General features: G+C 67.4%; 11 protein-coding genes. 4 read left to right on the forward strand and 7 right to left on the reverse strand.

All coding sequences use genetic code 11. The annotated features are described in order from the left end of the window. Positions 1-45: 45 nt before the first annotated feature. From ASC81_RS19245 to ASC81_RS19275, 7 genes are all read right to left on the reverse strand, one after another. The gene (locus tag ASC81_RS19245; RefSeq protein ID WP_056270624.1) at positions 46-1,125 is read right to left on the reverse strand and encodes a hypothetical protein; all 1,080 of its coding nucleotides are present in this window, start codon (positions 1,123-1,125) and stop codon (positions 46-48) included. After that, a complete protein-coding gene (locus tag ASC81_RS19250) occupies positions 1,107-1,985 on the reverse strand; it encodes an aldo/keto reductase (protein WP_056270627.1) in 879 nt (292 codons plus the stop codon). The genes ASC81_RS19245 and ASC81_RS19250 overlap by 19 nt, the downstream gene beginning before the upstream one ends. Beyond that, complete coding sequence (locus tag ASC81_RS19255; RefSeq protein ID WP_056270629.1) at positions 1,982-4,366, reverse strand: glycoside hydrolase family 13 protein; 2,385 nt, start codon at positions 4,364-4,366, stop codon at positions 1,982-1,984. The genes ASC81_RS19250 and ASC81_RS19255 overlap by 4 nt, the downstream gene beginning before the upstream one ends. Positions 4,367-4,371: 5 nt before the next feature. Next, entirely contained in the window at positions 4,372-5,262 is an 891-nt protein-coding gene (malG, locus tag ASC81_RS19260) for a maltose ABC transporter permease MalG (protein WP_056270632.1), read from the reverse strand. Between the two features lie 104 nt (positions 5,263-5,366). Beyond that, complete coding sequence (malF, locus tag ASC81_RS19265) at positions 5,367-6,938, reverse strand: maltose ABC transporter permease MalF (RefSeq protein WP_235533712.1); 1,572 nt, start codon at positions 6,936-6,938, stop codon at positions 5,367-5,369. Between the two features lie 5 nt (positions 6,939-6,943). After that, positions 6,944-8,113, reverse strand: coding sequence for a maltose/maltodextrin ABC transporter substrate-binding protein MalE (gene malE / locus ASC81_RS19270; RefSeq protein ID WP_056270634.1), 1,170 nt, complete (start codon positions 8,111-8,113; stop codon positions 6,944-6,946). Then, positions 8,110-9,234 carry an ABC transporter ATP-binding protein gene (locus ASC81_RS19275; protein ID WP_056270636.1) on the reverse strand — a complete coding sequence of 375 codons (1,125 nt, stop codon included), beginning with the start codon at positions 9,232-9,234 and terminating at the stop codon, positions 8,110-8,112. Before ASC81_RS19275 ends, malE begins: the two co-directional genes overlap by 4 nt. 360 nt (positions 9,235-9,594) lie before the next feature. Between ASC81_RS19275 and ASC81_RS19280 the strand changes: the two genes are divergently transcribed. The 4 genes from ASC81_RS19280 (at position 9,595) to malQ (ending at position 18,116) form a co-directional block, all read left to right on the forward strand. Then, a complete protein-coding gene (locus ASC81_RS19280; RefSeq protein WP_056270639.1) occupies positions 9,595-12,054 on the forward strand; it encodes a glycogen/starch/alpha-glucan phosphorylase in 2,460 nt (819 codons plus the stop codon). Positions 12,055-12,058: 4 nt separating this feature from the next. Further along, positions 12,059-14,245 (forward strand): 1,4-alpha-glucan branching protein GlgB, encoded by a 2,187-nt coding sequence (gene glgB / locus ASC81_RS19285; RefSeq protein ID WP_056270642.1) that lies wholly within the window; start codon positions 12,059-12,061, stop codon positions 14,243-14,245. Between the two features lie 290 nt (positions 14,246-14,535). Next, the gene (glgX, locus tag ASC81_RS19290) at positions 14,536-16,608 is read left to right on the forward strand and encodes a glycogen debranching protein GlgX (protein ID WP_056270645.1); all 2,073 of its coding nucleotides are present in this window, start codon (positions 14,536-14,538) and stop codon (positions 16,606-16,608) included. After that, positions 16,605-18,116, forward strand: a complete 1,512-nt coding sequence (malQ, locus tag ASC81_RS19295; protein ID WP_056270648.1) for a 4-alpha-glucanotransferase — start codon at positions 16,605-16,607, stop codon at positions 18,114-18,116. The genes glgX and malQ overlap by 4 nt, the downstream gene beginning before the upstream one ends. The last annotated feature ends 10 nt before the right edge of the window (positions 18,117-18,126 follow it).

Genomic DNA, 18,126 nt, shown 5'->3' on the forward strand with positions numbered 1-18,126 from the left:
GACGGGCGGTGCGTCGCGGCCTCGCAATCCCGCATTTGACGGGCGTCAGAGCTGGTGCTGCCGGGCTTCGAGTTCGCGTTGGCAAAGGCGCTGAAGCAGGGCGGCGTCGCTCAACGCGGCGTCGGCCGGCGAGAGCGCACCGCAGGCGCGCAGCTCCGCCGCATGCTCCCGCAGCGCGCGTTGCAGCCACAGAGCGCGCCTGAGCGTGCGCGGCGTGCAGGAGCGGCCGCGCAGGTCGTCGTCGAGATCGCTGCTGTGGGCCTGCCAGGCGGCGGCCAGGTAGAGCCCGCCGGGGGCATCGGCCAGTTCTTGGCGCCAGTGGGCGGCCAAGCCGCGGTAGTGGCCCAGCACGCAGGATGTCGCGCCACGGCCGGCCAGGCGGTCGGCCAGTGCCTCATAGGCCTGCGCGGCCAGCTGCTTGAAGGCGATGAAATGGGACAGGGCATCGTCGTCGTCGTCGCCGGCGTCGAGCAGGGCACCGAACAGGTGGCGGCCTTCGATGCGTTCGGCGGGATGATGCTGCGGGTGGTCCAGGCCGTGGCCGGCGCTGTTGAGCTGCGTCAGCGGGTCGAAGCGGTAGCAGTAGCCGAAGTCGTAAAGCCAGAGGCGCTCGCCGTCGTCCAGCAGGTTGCCGGCGCTGTAGTCCCACTCAAAGAAGCCCTGCTCGATCAACGCGCAGCCGCTTTCCAGCAGCGTGCGGGCCTGACGCTCGTTCAACACGCCGGGGTGGCGGCCGGCGATCCAGGGCGACACGACGAGGCCGTTGCGCAGGGAGCCGTAAACCGGCGACGCGACGCCGGGCAGCTTCAACGGTGCCAGTTCGGCGTGGCGCTGCAGTTCATTGAGGAACGACGTCTCACCGTCCGGATTGCGCACGAGGCACTCCGTACGGGCACGCTTGACAGCCCAGCGGCGGCCCGCGTGGTGCAGGCACAGCACCTCGGCGGTCAAGCCGCCATCGTGGACGGCCTCGACGCCGGGGCTGCCGGCGTGCAGCGCCTTCAAAGCTGCGACAGGCAAGGGCAGGGCGGCCGCGTTGCCAAAGGCGAACTCCGCGCCGCTGGCGATGAAGGCCAGGTTGGCCCGCTGGCGCGCCTCGTCCAGCGTCAGATCAGGCCCGTCCATGCATCGCCATGGCGGTCGAAGGCCGCGCGGATGGCCACCACCAGTTCTCCGGGCAACGGCCCGCGCTCGACCGCTTCGAGGTTGCGTTGCAGGTTGGCCGGTTTGGCGGTGCCGACGATGGCACTGGCCACGCCCGTGTGGAAGGCTGCGAAACGCAAGGCCACGTCGGCCCAGTCTTCCTGCGCGATCAGGCCCATGGCGCGGAAGCGGTCCCAGTACTGGCCTTCGGCGGAGTCAACGGGCCGCTTTGCATGGCGCCACACCGCGCCGGCCAGCGGGCGCTTGGCGATGACGCCGATGCCGGCGTGGTCGGCGCGGGCTGCGCGGTGCTGCAGATGCGCCTGGTCGCACAGGCTGACCGAGGTTTGCAGGCTGCCGAAGGCGCCGCTGGCAATCGCAAAGTCGATCTCGGCGTTGTCACCCGAGTAGGCGGCGACGCGCAGCTTGCCGGCGGTGCGGCAGTCGTTCAACGCCCGCACGACGTCGCCTTGTTCGAGCACGTGCAGCGGGCAGGAGTGGAGGTGGACGATGTCGAGCCAGTCGGTCTTCATCAACCGCAACGCGCGCTCGACGCCCTGCACGATGCAGTCATACGTCCAGTCCGGCACGCCTTCGACGCCATAGCCGACCTTGGTGGACAGGATGAACTCCGTGCGGCGCGCGCTGAGATGGCGGCCGATGCGCTCCTCGCTCAGGCCGTAGCCGCGCGCGGTGTCGATGAGGTTGATGCCGACATCCAGCACATGGTTGAGCAGCGCGCCGGCCTCAGCTTCGGTCGTGCGCTCGTCGTTGATGTGCATGGCGCCGAAGCCGAGCGCAGACACCTGCAGGCCGGTGTGGCCGAGGGGATTCAGGATCATGGATTGACGAGCACCCGGCCGAACAGCGGCGGCACGGTCAGTTGGATGCCGTGGTTCTTGACGGTGACGTCTTCGCCCCCCAGCGCGTCGCGCAGACGGCCCGATTCGAAAGGCACGACGACGCTCACGGTCTGGGGTGCGGTGCTGTTGTTGGTGGCCGTGATGGCCCAGGTCTTGCCGTCCTGGCGGGCCAGCACGACGACGTGCTTGTCCGCGTGCAGCGGCGCACTCAGCGAGCCGTGGCGCAGCACGGGCAGGTCGTGCCGCAGTTTCGTGAGCCGCTTGAAGTCGGCCAGCAGTGCCTCGTCCGGCTTGCCGCCTTCGTCGGCCCAGGGATAGGGCGCGCGGTTGAAGGGGTCGTCGCCGCCGCCGAGGCCCACTTCGTCGCCGTAATAGATGGTGGGCGAGCCGGGATAGGTCATCTGGAAGAAGACGGCCAGGCGCAGACGTTGCTTGGCAAGCTTCAGCGCCACAGCGTTGCCGTCGTCTTGATAGCCGAAGTGGTGCAGCGCGCGCGCCTGGTCGTGCGTGGACAGCAGGTTCATCAGCGCATACAGCGCCTGCTTGGGATAGGCCTCGCGCATCAGCTCCAGGTTGGCATAGGCCTCGCGCGCGGGCTTGCCGGCGGCGTAGTCCAGCACGGCGTTGCGGAAGATGTAGTTCATCGTCGAGTCGAACATGTCTCCCAGCAAGTACTTGCTCGCGTCGAACCAGGTCTCGGCCACCGTCAGCGCGTCGGGATTCTTTTTCTTGACCGCCGCTCGCCATTCGCGCCAGAAGTCGTCGGGCACCCAGGGCGCCACGTCCATGCGCCAGCCGGCGGCGCCGCGGTCCAGCCAGTAGTTGGTCACCGAGTCGGGGTCGCGGTAGGCGTAGGCGCGCCAGGACGGGTCGTCCTTGTCCAACTCCGGCAGGTCCTTGACGCCCACCCAACCCTGGAACTGCTTGTCCGGGTCGGTCTCTTCGGGCTTGAACTTGAACCAGCTCGCATACGGCGACGCCGGGTTGATCTTGCCGCCGTCGAAGGCGCCGCCCGCAGGGAAATTGCCGAAGCGGTTGAAGTAGGGCGAGTCGCTGCCGACGTGGTTCAGCGACGTGTCGGGGATGACGCGGATGCCGCGCTTCGCCGCTTCGGCGCACAAGCGCACGAAGTCGTCGTTCGTGCCGAAGGCCGGGTCGATCTGCTTGTAGTCGGCGGCGTCGTACTTGTGGTTGCTGGGCGCGCGGAACACCGGCGTCAGGTAGAGGGCGTTGGCGCCCAGGCCCTTGATGTAGTCCAGCTTCTCGATGAGGCCGGCCAGGTCGCCGCCGAAGAAGTCGTTGTTGAAGAGCTTGTCGGAGCCATCGCCCGTGCCGGGCTTGAAGGGCTTCTCGTTCCACCGGGCGTGGCGCTCGACGTCGCGATCCTGGTAGCGGTCCTGCGGCCGGCCGCCACCGGGGCGCGGGTCGTTGGCCTTGTCGCCGTTGCGAAAGCGCTCGGGGAAGACGTAGTAGTAGACGATGTCCTGGGCCCAGGCCGGCACCTCGAAACCGGGCGCGTGGATGGTCTGGCGGTAGCGGCGCACGCGGTTCAGGTTGGCCGGCAGGCGTTCGACCGAGGCGGGGCCCATCGAGCCCTTTTCGCGGGTCCAGTAGATGGCGTCCTTGTTGTTCTGCAGCGCGTACTTGCCCTGGTCGGTTTCGATCTCGAACCAGTAGCCGTAGATGCCGGTCGCGGTGAAGCTGTAGCTCGCGGTGAAGCCGGTGCCCATGCCGCGCGACTGTGGCGTCATGTCGATGCGCGCGACCGGCTCGTAGGCCAGCTGTTCCTGGTTGCCCGTCATCTGGCGGCGCTCGATGACAAGGGTGGCGCGCTTGAGGCCGGGCACCTGGTTGCCGACGGTGAAGCGCATCTCCGTGCCGGCCGGCTGGGCGCCGAAGGGCGTCTTGAACTCGGCATTGCGCGAGTCGAAGTGCGTCGTCAGCGCGGCACGGTCGGTGATGGGCTTGGGCGGCGTGGGCTTGAAGGTCCTGGGGCCGACGTCGAGCCGCGGCGTGCCGTCGGCGGCGAAGCTCAGGCGCAAGGTGTGCTTGCCGTTGAAGTCCCGCCGGATGTTGCCGGGCCCACCGCGTGCCGGGTCGCCTTTGGCATCGCCGCCGAGGGTGAGGGCGGGCGTCCACTCCTCGTCGGCGAGCTTGAACTCCTGCCGGCCCTTGGCCTTGAGGTTCAGGAAGTAGGCGGTGCAGCGGTACTCGAACGCCTGCTCGTCCTGGGCGGCCCAGTTGTTGAGGCCACCGCGCAGATAGAGCGTGGCGTCGCCGAGCGGCGCGGGCTTGCAGGGCGCAGCAAGGGCAGGGGCGAGCGAAAGCAGCGCTGAGCACAGCGCAATCATCTTGAACATGGGAATCAGCCTTTCACGCCGCCCGCGGTGAGACCGGACACGATCCAGCGCTGGGCCAGCAGGAAGACCAGCGTGATCGGCAGGCCCGACAGCACGGCCGCCGCCGCGAAGTCGCCCCATAGGAAACGCTGGTCATGCAGGAAGTATTTGGAGCCCACCGCGAGCGTCAGGTTGCCCTCTTCACGCAGCAGGATGGACGCCACCGGGTACTCGATGATGGTGCCGATGAAGGCCAGCACGAAGACCACCATCAGGATGGGAATGGCCATGGGCAGCAGCACGCGCGAGAAGGCCTGCCAGTGCGTCGCGCCGTCGACCTTGGCGTTTTCCTCGATCTCGACGGGGATGGTCTCGAAGTAGCCCTTGATCGTCCACACGTGCGTGGCGATGCCGCCGAGGTAGGCCAGCACCAGGCCGGCATGCGTCTCGATGCCGAGGGCCGGCACATAGGTGCCGATGGTCTCGAAGATGGCGTAGATGGCCACCAGCGCCAGCACCGGGGGGAACATCTGCAGCAGCAGCATGCCGTTGAGCACCGGCTTGTCGAAGCGGAACTTCATGCGCGCAAACGCATAGGCCGCGCTGGTGGAGATGGCGACGATGAGGAAGGCCGAGATGGTGGCGATCTTGATCGAGTTCCACAGCCAGGTCAGCACAGGGAAGGGCGGCTGCACGAGGCTGCCGTCCGGCGCTTGATACGGGATGCCAAGCGCCAGCTTCCAATGCTCCAGGCTGATCTCGGTCGGGATCAGGCTGCCGGTGGCGAAGTTGCCGGGCCGCAGCGAGATGGACACGACCGCGAGCAGCGGGAAGATGGTGATGGCGATGAAGATCCACATCACCGCGTGACCGGCGAAGGTGCGCCAGCGGGCTTGTTTGCCGAGGACGATGGCCATTCAGAACTCCGAATACTTAACCACAGCGGCACAGAGACACAGAGGCCATGCAGAGAAGGCTTTTCTCTGTGTCTCCGTGCCTCTGTGGTTGCATTTCCTGCATTTCATTTCTGCGCCTTGGCGGACATGCGAAGGTTGACTAGCGACAAGGCCGCCACCAGGAAGAAGATCAGCGTCGAGATCGCCGCAGCCAGGCCGAAGTCCGAGCCCGAGTCCTTGAAGGCGATGCGGTAGGTGTAGCTGACGAGGATGTCGGTCTGGCCCGCCGGCAGCTTGGTGGACAGGAAGTCCGGCCGGCCATCGGTCAACAGGGCGATCAGGACGAAGTTGTTGAAGTTGAACGCGAAGGCGCTCACCAGCAGCGGCGCGAGTGGCTTGATGATGAGCGGCGCGGTGATCTTGAAGAAGTTGGTGAACGGGCTGGCGCCGGCCAGGGCCGAGGCCTCGTACAGGTCCGCCGGAATTGCCTTCAGCAGCCCTGAGCACAGGATCATGATGTAGGGGTAGCCCAGCCACACATTGACGATGAGCAGCATCGTCTTGGCGAGATAGGGGTCCGCGAACCACGCCGGCTTGACGCCGAACAGCGCGTCCAGGATGGCGTTGATCTCGCCGAAGTTCTGGTTGAACAGGCCCTTGAAGACGAGGATGGAGATGAAACCCGGCACCGCATACGGCAGGAACAGCAGCGTGCGGTAGGTGGTGCGGTACTTCATGCCCTCCCAGTTCAGCAGCACGGCGAACAGCATGCCGATGGCGGTGGCGAAGGCGACGGTCAGTGCCGAGAACACCACGGTCCACGTGAAGATGGACAGGAAGGGCCCGCGGAACTCGGCGTCGAACAGCATGCGCGTGTAGTTCGCCATGCCGATGAAGGCCTTGAAGCCGGGCTGCAGCACTTCGCCGGACGCGGATTCGAAGAAGCCGGTCTCGCGGTTGGGCTGGAAGACGGCGCCGTCGGCGTTGCGGGTCAGGCTGTCGTCGGCATTCGCTGTCCACTGCGGCTTGACGGGACCGAACTCGCGCAGGCCGAGGTAGTGCAGCTCGGTCTTGTCGGGCGCCACGAGCACGAGCTTGGCCAGCGCGTCGCGGTGCTGGATCAGCTCGGGCAAGGGCAGGGCGGCATCTGGCGGTGTGCTCGCAGCGTCCGCTGCCACGATGTCCACGCGCAAAGGCTTGCCGGCGCGCAGTGCCAGCGGTGGCGACACCCACTGCGGATGGGCTTCGCCTTCGGTTTTCAGCACCAGTCGGTACTCGGCGCCGCTGGCATGCAGGCTGTAGGCCAGCACGCGCTCTTCCACCGCGTCCCGCTGTTCCAGCAGGTACTCGCGCACGCGGCTCTCGCTGAGCAGGTGGATGCTGGAATAGTTCGTCAGGCCGATCTGCGCCGTATAGACGAGCGGAAAGGCGATGAAGACCAGCATGCCGGCCACGCCGGGGAAGAGGTAGCGCCAGGCAAAGCCGCCGCGGCTCAGATAGACATAGAAGCCCGCCGTGAACAGCAGCAGCACGCCCGCGGCCCAGGTGGCCTGGCCGGTCGTGTAGATCAGGAAGACGAGATACAGCGCGCCGAGCATGCCGGCAATGGCGAGCGGCCAGTGCAGCCACCTGGCCAGCTTCTCGGTCGGCGAGGGCGGCAGCGTCGTGTAGGCGCCTTGGCCGAGGGATGAGGACAAGGCAGTCATTTGTTCAGCAGCATCCGTGCGGCGGCGCCGTCAAGCGCGTCCTTCGGTGATTGCAGTCCGTTGGTGATGGCTTCCAGCGCCGCGTCCATCGCGGTCCAGAAGCGGCCGACCTCGGGGATGTTGGGAATGGGTGCGCCGTTGCGCGCATTGGTCATACTGGCCGCGATCAGCGGGTTGACCGACAGCTCGGCATAGAAGGCCTTGTTAGCCGGCACGCCGATGGGCACGTCGGCGTCCAGCACCTTCAGCGCCTCGGGGCGCATCAGGTGGTTCTCGATGAACTCCTTGGCGATGTCCTTGTTCTTCGACGGCGCTGAGATCATGCAACCGAGCACGCCGACAAAGCTCTTGCTCGGCTTGCCGGCGACGACCGCCGGGATGGGGGCGACGCCGATGTCGATCTTGGCGCTCCGGGCGTTGTCCCAGGCCCAGGGGCCGGAGATCATCATGGCCACCTCGCCCCGGGCAAAGGCGGATTCCATCTCGGAGTAGCGCGCGCCCTTGGGCATGTGCCCGCCCTTGATGAGGCGTTCGATCATCAGCGCGCCGGCCAGTGCGCCTTCGTTGTTGACCTTGACCTGGGTCGAGTCGAAATCGCCCTGCGCGTCACGTTCGAAGATCTTGCCGCCTGCACCGGCCAGCATGGGCCAGGTGAAGAAGCTCTTGTTGTAATCCCACAGCACGGCGCTCTTGCCGTCGGCCTTGAGCTCCTTGTCGATGGCGATGACCTCGTCCCAGGTCTCGGGCGGCTTCGGCACCAGGGCCTTGTTGTAGATCAGCCCTGTCGTCTCGATGGCTATCGGGTAACCCCAGATGCGGCCGCGGTAGCTCAGCGCCGTCCAGGCCTGGTCCTCGGACTCGGCCTTCAGCTTGGCCGAAGGGCGCAGCGGCGTCAGCAGGCCGGCCTTGGCCCATTCGCCGATGCGGTCATGCGGCCAGCAGAAGATGTCCGGGCCCTTGCCGGCACCGGCGGCCTGCTGGAACTTGTCGGTGGCGTCAACCGGGTGCTCGACGACGACCTTGACGCCCGAGGCCTTCTCGAAGGCGTCGCCGACCTTCTGCAGGCCGTTGTAGGCCTTGTCGCCATTGATCCAGACGAGCAGCTTGGGCGATGCAGCCAGCGCAGGCGCTGCCATCAGCGCGGCCACCAGGGGCAGCCACTTCATGCCGCCAGCTCCGGTGCGGCCAGGCGGCGCAGGGCGAGGCCGTTGGCGTCGAACACATACAGCGCCTCGGCCGGCAGGTGCAGGTCCAGCGCCTGGCCCGCGCGCAGGCGGTCGCAGCCGTTGCGGCCTTCGAACTGGCAGGTCAAAGGTTCTTCAAGGCCGGGGTAGGGGCAGTAGGCGAAGGTGATGCCACCGAGCGACTCGACGAAGGCGACGGTGCTTTGCAGCAGGTTGCTCTGGCTGCCGCCCTGGCGGATGTGCTCGGGCCGCACGCCCAGCGTGACCTTGTCGCCCACTTTGGAGGCACTGCCATCCACCAGCGCGCGCAGCACGACGCCGGTGTCAGCCAGCTTCACCTCGACATGACCCGTCTCGATCGCGGACAGCTCCGCCTCGATGAAGTTCATCTTGGGGCTGCCGATGAAGCCCGCCACGAAGAGGTTGCGCGGGTGTTCGTACAGCTCCAGCGGCGAGCCGACCTGTTCGATCTTGCCGGCCGACAGCACGACGATGCGGTCGGCCAGCGTCATGGCCTCCACCTGGTCGTGGGTCACGTAGATCATCGTGGTCTTGAGGTCTTCGTGCAGCTTGGCGAACTCGTAGCGCATGCGCACGCGCAAGGCCGCGTCCAAATTGGACAGCGGCTCGTCGAACAGGAAAACCTCGGGCTTTCGAACGATGGCGCGGCCGATGGCCACGCGCTGGCGCTGGCCGCCGGACAGGTCTTTGGGCTTGCGGTCCAGCAGGTGTTCGATGTGCAGGATCTTGGCGGCGTTGCGCACGGCGGTCTCGATCTCCGCCTTCGGCACCTTGGCCAGCTTCAACCCAAAGGCCATGTTGTCGAACAGGTTCATGTGCGGGTAGAGCGCATACGACTGAAACACCATCGCGATGCCGCGCTCGCTCGGCGGCACTTCGTTGACGACGCGCCCGCCGATGGTCAATTCGCCGCCGGTGATCTCTTCCAGACCGGCGATGGTGCGCAGCAGCGTGGACTTGCCGCAGCCCGAGGGGCCGACGAAGACCATGAACTCGCCGTCCCGGATCTCCAGGTCGATGCCATGAAGGATGCGGATATCGCCGTAGGCCTTCTCCACACCGGTCAGTCGAACGTCTGCCACTTCTAACCTTTCAGTCGCCGGGCGTCCCCTTGCGGAACTACGCCGGCTTGTCTCATCATGAGACGGCTAAATTTCTGTTGTTTGGCCGCCTTTGTAGACAATATACAGCTGACATTCGCCAGGAACAACAGCAACTACCCGACTGATTCTTCAGGAAAGCCTTGAAAATCAATGGTTTGCAAAACGATACGGGTTTCCCCGATGTAGTCAAACTACACAACAGGTCGGAGCTGCCCGATACTTAGTCCAACGCTGACCTTCGAGTAGCATTCTTGCCCCCGTCGCAGGGGGCCGGCACTGATGAACACCCCAACCCGTCTTCCCGTTCAACGCAAGCCTGCCGCCAAGGCCTCCACCGCGATGAAGAAGCCCACCACTGCCCTCTCCGCCGAAGCCAAGGCCTTGCGCGAGGCCTTCGAGGTCGCGTACGAGCGCGAGCTGTCCCAATCCAGCCATGGCGCCACGCCGCAGGCCGCGCTGCATGCCGCCGCCATCGCCTGCCGCGAGACGCTGGCACGCCGCTGGGCCACCACGCAGGCGCAGGACGCCCAGCGCGGCGACAAGGCGCCGGTGCGCCGGGTGCACTACCTGTCGATGGAGTTCCTGATGGGTCGCGCGCTGTCCAATGCGCTCGCGGCCTTGAAGCTGGTCGACCCGCTGGAGGCCAAGCTGGCCGAGCAGGGCCTGACTTTGGGTGACGTGCTGGAGCGCGAGCCCGACGCCGCTTTGGGCAACGGCGGCCTGGGTCGCCTGGCCGCCTGCTTCCTGGACTCCTTCGCCGAGCTGGAGCTGCCGTCCTTTGGCTACGGGCTGCGCTACCGCTACGGCACCTTCGCCCAGGTCATCAGCCAGGGACGCCAGCTGGAGCAGCCCGATGACTGGACGCGCGACTCGCCCGCCTGGGAGCTGCCGCGCCAGGACCTGCGCTTCAACGTCGGCTTTGGCGGCCGCGTGGAGGCCGATGCCTCCGGCGTGCGCCGCTGGCAGCCGGCCGACAGCATCGAGGCCCAGGCCTTCGACTTCATCGTGCCCGCCCACCACAGCGACCGCGTCTCCACGCTGCGCCAGTGGCAGGCCACGGCCGCGCCCATCGCCTTCAAGCCCTTCTGCGAGGGCGACTACGCCCGCGCCGCTCGCCACCAGGTGCTGGCCGACGCGCTGAACTGGGTGCTCTACCCCGACGACTCCACCGAAGCCGGCCGCGAGCTGCGCCTGAAGCAGGAGGCCTTCCTCGTCAGCGCCTCGCTGCAGGACCTGATCGCCCGCCATCTGCGCGAGTTCGGCTCGCTGCACAACCTCGGCAAGACCAACGCCATCCACCTCAATGACACGCATCCCGCGCTGGCGCCCGCCGAGCTGATGCGCCTGCTGCTGGACGAGCATGGCCTGGGCTGGGACGAGGCCTGGAAGATCACGCGCCAGGCCGTGGCCTACACCAACCACACGCTGATGCCGGAGGCGCTGGAGACCTGGGCCGTGCGCATGTTCGAGCACCTGCTGCCGCGTCACCTCGAAATCATCTACGAGATCAACCACCGCTTCCTGGAAGAAGTGCAGTCGCGCTTCCCCGGCGACCACGCCTTCGCCGCGCGCGTGTCCCTCATCGATGAAGGCAGCCACGGCAGCGAGCGCCGCGTGCGCATGGCGGCGCTGGCGCTGGTGGCCTCGCACCGCGTCAACGGCGTCGCCGCGCTGCACTCCGAGTTGATGGTGCAGACCATCTTTGCCGACTACGCCCGCCTCTGGCCCGACCGCTTCCACAACGTCACCAATGGCGTCACGCCGCGGCGCTGGCTGGAGCAGGCCAACCCGCTGCTGTCGGGGCTGCTGGACAGCCGCATCGGCGAAGGCTGGCGCAAGAACCTGGCCGAGCTGGGAGAGCTGGCGCCACTGGCCGCCAACAAGGAACTGGGCGACGAGTTCCTGGCCGTCAAGCGCGCCAACAAGGAGCGCCTGGCGGCCGTCATCCGCCGGGAGCTGGGCATCGCGGTCAATGTCGACAGCCTGTTCGACATCCAGATCAAGCGCATCCACGAGTACAAGCGCCAGCTGCTGAACATCCTGCACGTCATCAGCCGCTACCAGGCCATCCGCGACAACCCCGACGCCAACTGGGTGCCGCGCACCGTCGTCATCGCCGGCAAGGCGGCCTCGGCCTACCAGACGGCCAAGAGCATCGTGCGCCTGGCGCATGACGTGGCGCGCGTCATCAACAGCGACCCTCGCGTGGGCGACAAGCTCAAGCTCGTCTTCCTGCCCAACTACAGCGTCACGCTGGCCGAAAGCATCATCCCGGCGGCCGATTTGTCCGAGCAAATCTCGACGGCCGGCACCGAGGCCTCGGGCACCGGCAACATGAAGTTCGGCATGAACGGCGCCGTGACCATCGGCACCTGGGACGGCGCCAACATCGAGATGGCCGAGGCCATGGGCGTGGAGAACGTGTTCGTGTTCGGCCTGCGCGCCGATGCCGTCGCCAAGATCAAGCAGCTGGGCTACGACCCGCGCCTGTATGTCGAAGAGAATCGCCAGCTCAAGCGCGTCATCGATGCCATCGCGGCGGGCGTCTTCAGCAATGGCGACACCGAGCGCTACCGCGCATTGGTGGACAGCCTGCTGCACCGCGACGTCTACCTGCTGATGGCCGATTTCGCCGACTACGTCGCGACGCAGGCCAAGGTCGACACGCTGTTCGCCGACCGCGCCGCCTGGGCGGAACGCGCCTTGAGAAACATCGCCGGCATGGGCCCGTTCTCGTCCGATCGCACGATCGCCGAGTACGTGGACCGGGTCTGGTCCGTGAAGAGTCTGAATAGTTGAACTGATGCTGAACGACGCCGACGTTGATGCCTTGCTGGCAGGCCGCCACGCCGACCCCTTTGCTCGGCTGGGCCTGCATGCGGACGACAACGGCCGGCTCTGGGTGCGCGTGCTGCTGCCGGGTGCCGACTCGGTCGCGCTGCTGGATGCCGGCAACCACAAGCGCATCGTCGAGCTGGAGCGCCGCCGCGACAGCCTGTGGGAAGCGCAGGTGCCGCGGCGCAAGCACCGCTTCGACTACCGGCTGGCGGTGCGCTGGACCGGGGGCGGGGAGGGCGCTGCAGAGGGCATTTACGCCGACCCCTACAACTTCTACCCGCAGCTCAGCGACGCGGAACTGCAGGCGCTGGCCGAGGGCCGCAACACCCGGCCCTACCTGAGCCTGGGTGCGCATGTCGTGCAGTACGGCGACGTCAGCGGTGTGCGCTTCGCGACCTGGGCGCCGAATGCCAGGCGTGTCAGCGTCGTCGGCAACTTCAACAACTGGGACGGCCGCCGCCACCCGATGCGGCTGCGGCACACGGCGGGCGTGTGGGAGATCTTCGTTCCCCACGCCACCCTGGGCGACCTCTACAAGTTCGAGATCGTCTCCGGCGGGGGCACGCTGCTGCCGCTGAAGGCCGACCCCTATGCGCGCCGCGCCCAGCTGCGGCCCGACACGGCCAGCATCGTCGCGGCCCTGCCTGAGGTCACGCCGCTGCCGCGCCAGCGCGAGCGCGCCAACCGGCGCGAGTCGCCCATCAGCGTCTACGAGGTGCATGCGGCCTCGTGGCGCCGCGGTGCGGGCGAATTCCCCACGTGGGATGAGCTTGCCGAGCAGCTGCCGGCCTATGTCGCCGACATGGGCTTCACGCATCTGCAGCTGATGCCCATCACCGAATACCCCTTCGATGGTTCCTGGGGCTACCAGACGCTGGGCCTTTACGCGCCCAGCGCCCGCTTTGGCCCGCCGGAGGGTTTTGCGCGTTTCGTCAAGGCCTGCCACGACCAGGGCCTGGGCCTGCTGCTGGACTGGGTGCCGGCCCACTTCCCGACCGACCCCCACGGCATGGCCGAGTTCGACGGCACGCGCATCTACGAGTATGCGGACCCCAAGGAAGGCTTCCACCGCGACTGGAACACGCTGATCTACAACTTCGGCCGCACCGAGGTGCGCCAGTTCCTGGTCGGCAGCGCGCTGTACTGGATCGAGCGCTGGGGCGTCGACGGCCTGCGCGTGGACGCCGTGGCCAGCATGCTCTACCGCGACTACTCGCGGCCGGCGGGCGAATGGATTCCGAACGCTCGCGGCGGCCGGGAGAACCTCGAGGCCATTTCCATGCTGCGCGAGATGAACGAGCATGTCGGCGAAGTCGAAGGCGCCATCAGCGTGGCCGAGGAAAGCACCAGCTTTCCCGGCGTCTCGGCGCCCACCTATGCGGGCGGCCTGGGCTTTCACTACAAGTGGAACATGGGCTGGATGAACGACACCTTGCGCTACATGGCCGAGGACCCGATCAACCGCCGCTGGCATCACGACAAGATGACCTTCGGCCTGATCTATGCGTTCAGCGAAAACTTCGTGCTGCCCATCTCGCATGACGAGGTCGTGCACGGCAAGGGCTCAATGCTCAGCAAGATGCCGGGCGACGACTGGCAGAAGTTCGCCAACCTGCGCGCCTACTACGGCTTCATGTGGGGCCACCCGGGCAAGAAGCTGCTCTTCATGGGCCAGGAGTTCGCTCAGCGCAACGAGTGGAACCACGCCGAGCCGCTGCCCTGGGCGCTGCTGGAGGACGACCGCCACGCCGGCGTGCAGCGCCTCGTTCGCGACCTCAACAAGCTCTACCGCGACCACTCCGCACTGCACCGGCTGGACTGCGAGGCCGGCGGCTTCGAGTGGATCAGCGCCCACGACGCCGAGCACTCCATCTACGCCTGGGTGCGCCGCGACGGCACGGGCCGCATGGTCATCGTCGTCGTCAACATGACGCCGGTGCCACGCGAGGGCTACTCGCTCGGCGTGCCGGACGGCGTGACCGCCTGGCGCGAGGCGCTGAACACCGATTCCGCCTACTACGGCGGCAGCAACATGGGCAATGGCGTCGCAGCCGCTGGGCTGCCAGTGCAGGCGCAGCCGGCGCACGGCAAGCGGCTGTCGATCACGATCAATCTGCCGCCGCTGGCGACCTTGTTCTTCGTGCCGATTTGAGATGAAGCCTTTGCATGCTTTGGCTGGGGTTGCGTGGGGAGCGCAGGGCGGCGGGGTACCCCCAAAGCTCCATGTCCCCCGCCCGCTACGCGGCCTCCTCCTTTACTTGCGCTTTGGGGGCACCCCACCACCCTGCTTGGTCGCGATGACCCGCAGCAGCTTGCCGCGGGATGTGGGTGGGGGCGGACACGAAGGTAAAGGAGGAGGCCGCGCAGCGGCCGGGGGACACGAAGTGGACGCGCCCGCCCGCAGCCCGCGGCCCTTCCGGTTTCCCGCGTCGGCGTTCTGACATGGCCCATCTTCCCGACATCGAACCCGGCTGGCACGAGCCCCTGGGTTCTTTCGCCCGAGACGGCGGCGTGAACTTTGCCGTCATGAGCGAGCACGCGACGCGCATCGAGCTCTGCGTCTTCGACGGCGAAGGCCAGCGCGAGCTGCGCCGCTACACGCTGGACGGCCCGCATGACGGCGTCTTCCACGGCTTCCTGCCCGGCGTCGGCCCCGGCCTGGTCTACGGCCTGCGCGCGCATGGTCCCTATGTGCCCGAGCAGGGGCACCGCTTCAACCCGCACAAGCTGCTGCTGGACCCCTGGGCGCGCGAGATCGTCGGTCACTTCGGCTGGCGCGCCGAGCACCATGGCTATGAGCTGGGCCACCCGGACGGCCCGCGCTCGCTGGACACGCGCGACAACGCCACGCAGGCGTTGAAGGCGCGCGTGGCACCGCCGCCGGTAGTACACGCGCGCGCCCACCAGCCGCGCCGCGCGCCGGCCGACGTCGTGCTGTATGAGGTCCACGTCAAGGGCTTCTCCAAGCTGCTGCCCGGCGTGCCCGAGGACCTGCGCGGCACCTATGCCGGCTTGGCGCACCCGGCCGCCGTGGCTCATTTCAAGCGCCTGGGGGTGACGACGCTGTCGCTGCTGCCGGTGCAGTACTGCATCGACGAGCCCCACCTCGCCGAGCGCGGCCTGCACAACTACTGGGGCTACAACACGCTGGGCTTTTTCTGCCCGGACCCGCGCTGGGCGAATGCGGCCCACCGGCAAGACCCGACCGCCGTGACGGCCGAGTTCCGCCAGATGGTCGAGGCCCTGCATGCCGCCGGCCTGGAGGTGGTGCTGGACGTCGTCTACAACCACACGCCCGAGGGCAACGAGTTCGGCCCGACGCTGAGCTTTCGCGGCCTGGACAACACCACGTGGTATCGGCTGGTGCCCGACGACAAGACCCGCAACGAGAACCTCACCGGCTGCGGCAACACCGTCAACTGCGCCCACCCGCGCGTGACGCAGTTCGTACTGGATTCGCTGCGCTATTGGGTGGCCGAGATGGGCGTCGACGGCTTCCGCTTCGACCTCGCACCGGTGCTGGGTCGTGGTGCGCACGGCTTCGAGACCAACGCCGCCTTCTTCACCGCGCTGCGCCAGGACCCTGTGCTGGCCGGCGTCCATCTGATCGCCGAGCCGTGGGACGCCGCCTATGACGGCTACCAGGTCGGCCGCTTTCCGGGCCGCTTCCTGGAATGGAACGACAAGTTCCGCGACGCCGTACGCGGCTACTGGTTGGGCGTGGGCACGGGTCGCGGCGAGTTCGCGCGGCGCTTCATGGCGTCCAGCGACGTCTTCCACCACGGCCAGCGCCTGCCGACCGCCTCGGTCAACTTCGTCGCCGTGCACGACGGCTTCACCCTGGCCGACCTGACCAGCTACAGCACCAAACACAACCACGCCAACGGTGAAGACAACCGCGACGGCCGCGATGGCGAGTTGGCCGCCAACTTCGGTGTCGAGGGTCCAACCGACGACGCGGCCATCAACGCCACGCGCGAGCGCGTGCGCCGCGCATTGCTCGCGACGCTGCTGCTGGCCCAGGGCACGCCGATGCTGTGCGCCGGCGATGAGATCGCCAACAGCCAGGGCGGCAACAACAACGCCTATTGCCAGGACAACCCGACGACCTGGCTGAACTGGGACAGTGCGGACGGCCGCATGACGGAGCTGGTGGCCGAATTGCTGGCCTTGCGCGCGGTCGAGCCGCTGCTGCGCCACCCGCGCTGGTTCGCCGCCGGCCCCGGTGAAGCGAGCATCGCCTGGTATGCGCCGAGCGGCCACGAGATGAGCCCGCACGACTGGCACGACGCCGGCCAGCGCGCGTTCGGGGCCCAGCTTCGTGAAGCCGATGCCGCTGCGCCGCGGCTGATGATCGTCTTCAACCCCGACCCGGCGCCCTTGCCCTTCCTGCTCTGCAACGGGCCGTGGCAGCTGGTGCTCGACAGCAGCGGCGAATCGGCCGCGCCCCTCGTTCTTCCCGGCCAGCCACTCCACGTGCCAGCCCGATCTCTTCTTGTCTTGAGACATCAATGAATCTCGACCAACGCTCCTCCGGTGTGCTGCTGCACATCACCTCGCTGCCCGGCCCGCATGGCATGGGCGACTTCGGCCCCGATGCCTACCGCTTCGTCGACTGGCTGCAGTCCGCCGGCCAGAGCATCTGGCAGCTGCTGCCGACGACGCCCATCGGCCCCGGCGACAGCCCCTATCAAGGCGTGTCGGCCTTTGCCGGCAGCCAGTGGATGGTGGCACTGGAGCCGCTGATCGCGAAAGGCTGGCTGAAGCAGCCGGACGTGCCGGCCTTCAGCGGCGAGCTGATCAACTACGGCGCCGTCACGCCCTGGCGCGAGCAGCAGCTACGTGCCGCAGCAAAGGGCTTCTTCGCGGATGCGGCGGACGCGGACCGCATTGCTTTCGCCAAGTGGTGCCTGGAAGCGCAGAGCTGGCTGGACGACTACGTGCTCTTCATGGCCATCCGCTCGCCGTTGAACGGCCAGCCGTGGTGGGAGTGGAGCGACGGTCTGAAGAAGCGCGACCCCGCCGCGATGGCCACGGCGCGCAAGGAATACGCTGACGAGATCGCCTTCTGGCAGTTCGTGCAATGGCAGTTCGATGTGCAGATCCAGGCGCTGAAGGCCTATGCCAACGAGCGCGGCGTGAACATCATGGGTGACCTGCCCATCTTCGTCGCCCACGATAGCGCCGATTGCTGGTCGCGCCCCGACCTGTACGAGTTGGATGAGAACTTTCAGACCACGGTCGTTGCCGGCGTGCCGCCCGATGACCTGGGCCCGCTCGGCCAGCGCTGGGGCAACCCGCTCTACCGCTGGGACAAGATGGCCGAGGAAGACTACGCCTGGTGGACGGCACGCATCCAGCGCGCGCTGAGCCAGGCCGACGTCTTCCGCATCGACCACTTCCGTGGTTTTGCCGGCTACTACGAGATCCCCGCCAGCAGCCCCGATGCCAAGCAGGGCCAGTGGCTGACCGGCCCCGGCATGGCGCTGTTCGATGCCATCAAGAAGGCCCTGGGCCCGCTGCCCATCGTGGCTGAGGACCTGGGCTTCATCACCGACGACGTGCATGAACTGCGCGACGGCTGCGGCTTCCCCGGCATGAAGATCCTGCAATTCGCCTTCGGTGCCGAGGGCGACCACGAGTTCCTTCCGCACATGTGGCCGCGGACCTCGGTGGCCTACACCGGCACGCACGACAACGACACCGTGCGCGGCTGGTGGGACCAGGCCGGCCCTCGCGAGCGCCAGTTCGCCGGCTCGTATCTGGCGTGCAGCGAGCATGACGTGCACTGGGCCATGATCCGCGCCTGCGCCAACTCGGTGGCCAACATGGCGGTCTACCCGCTGCAGGACGTGCTCGGCCTGGGCAGCGCCCACCGCATGAACGTGCCCGGCGTGCTGGGCGGCAACTGGGGCTGGCGCTTCCATTGGGGCATGCTGGGTGCCGAGCCGGCGCGGGTGCTGGGGCTGATCACCGCCGCGTCGGGGCGCGGCTCGTTCGAGCTGTTGAAGCTGCCAGCGTAGACTGCTGCCA

The organism is Pelomonas sp. Root405 (assembly GCF_001425165.1).
Classification (GTDB): Bacteria; Pseudomonadota; Gammaproteobacteria; order Burkholderiales; family Burkholderiaceae_C; genus Pelomonas.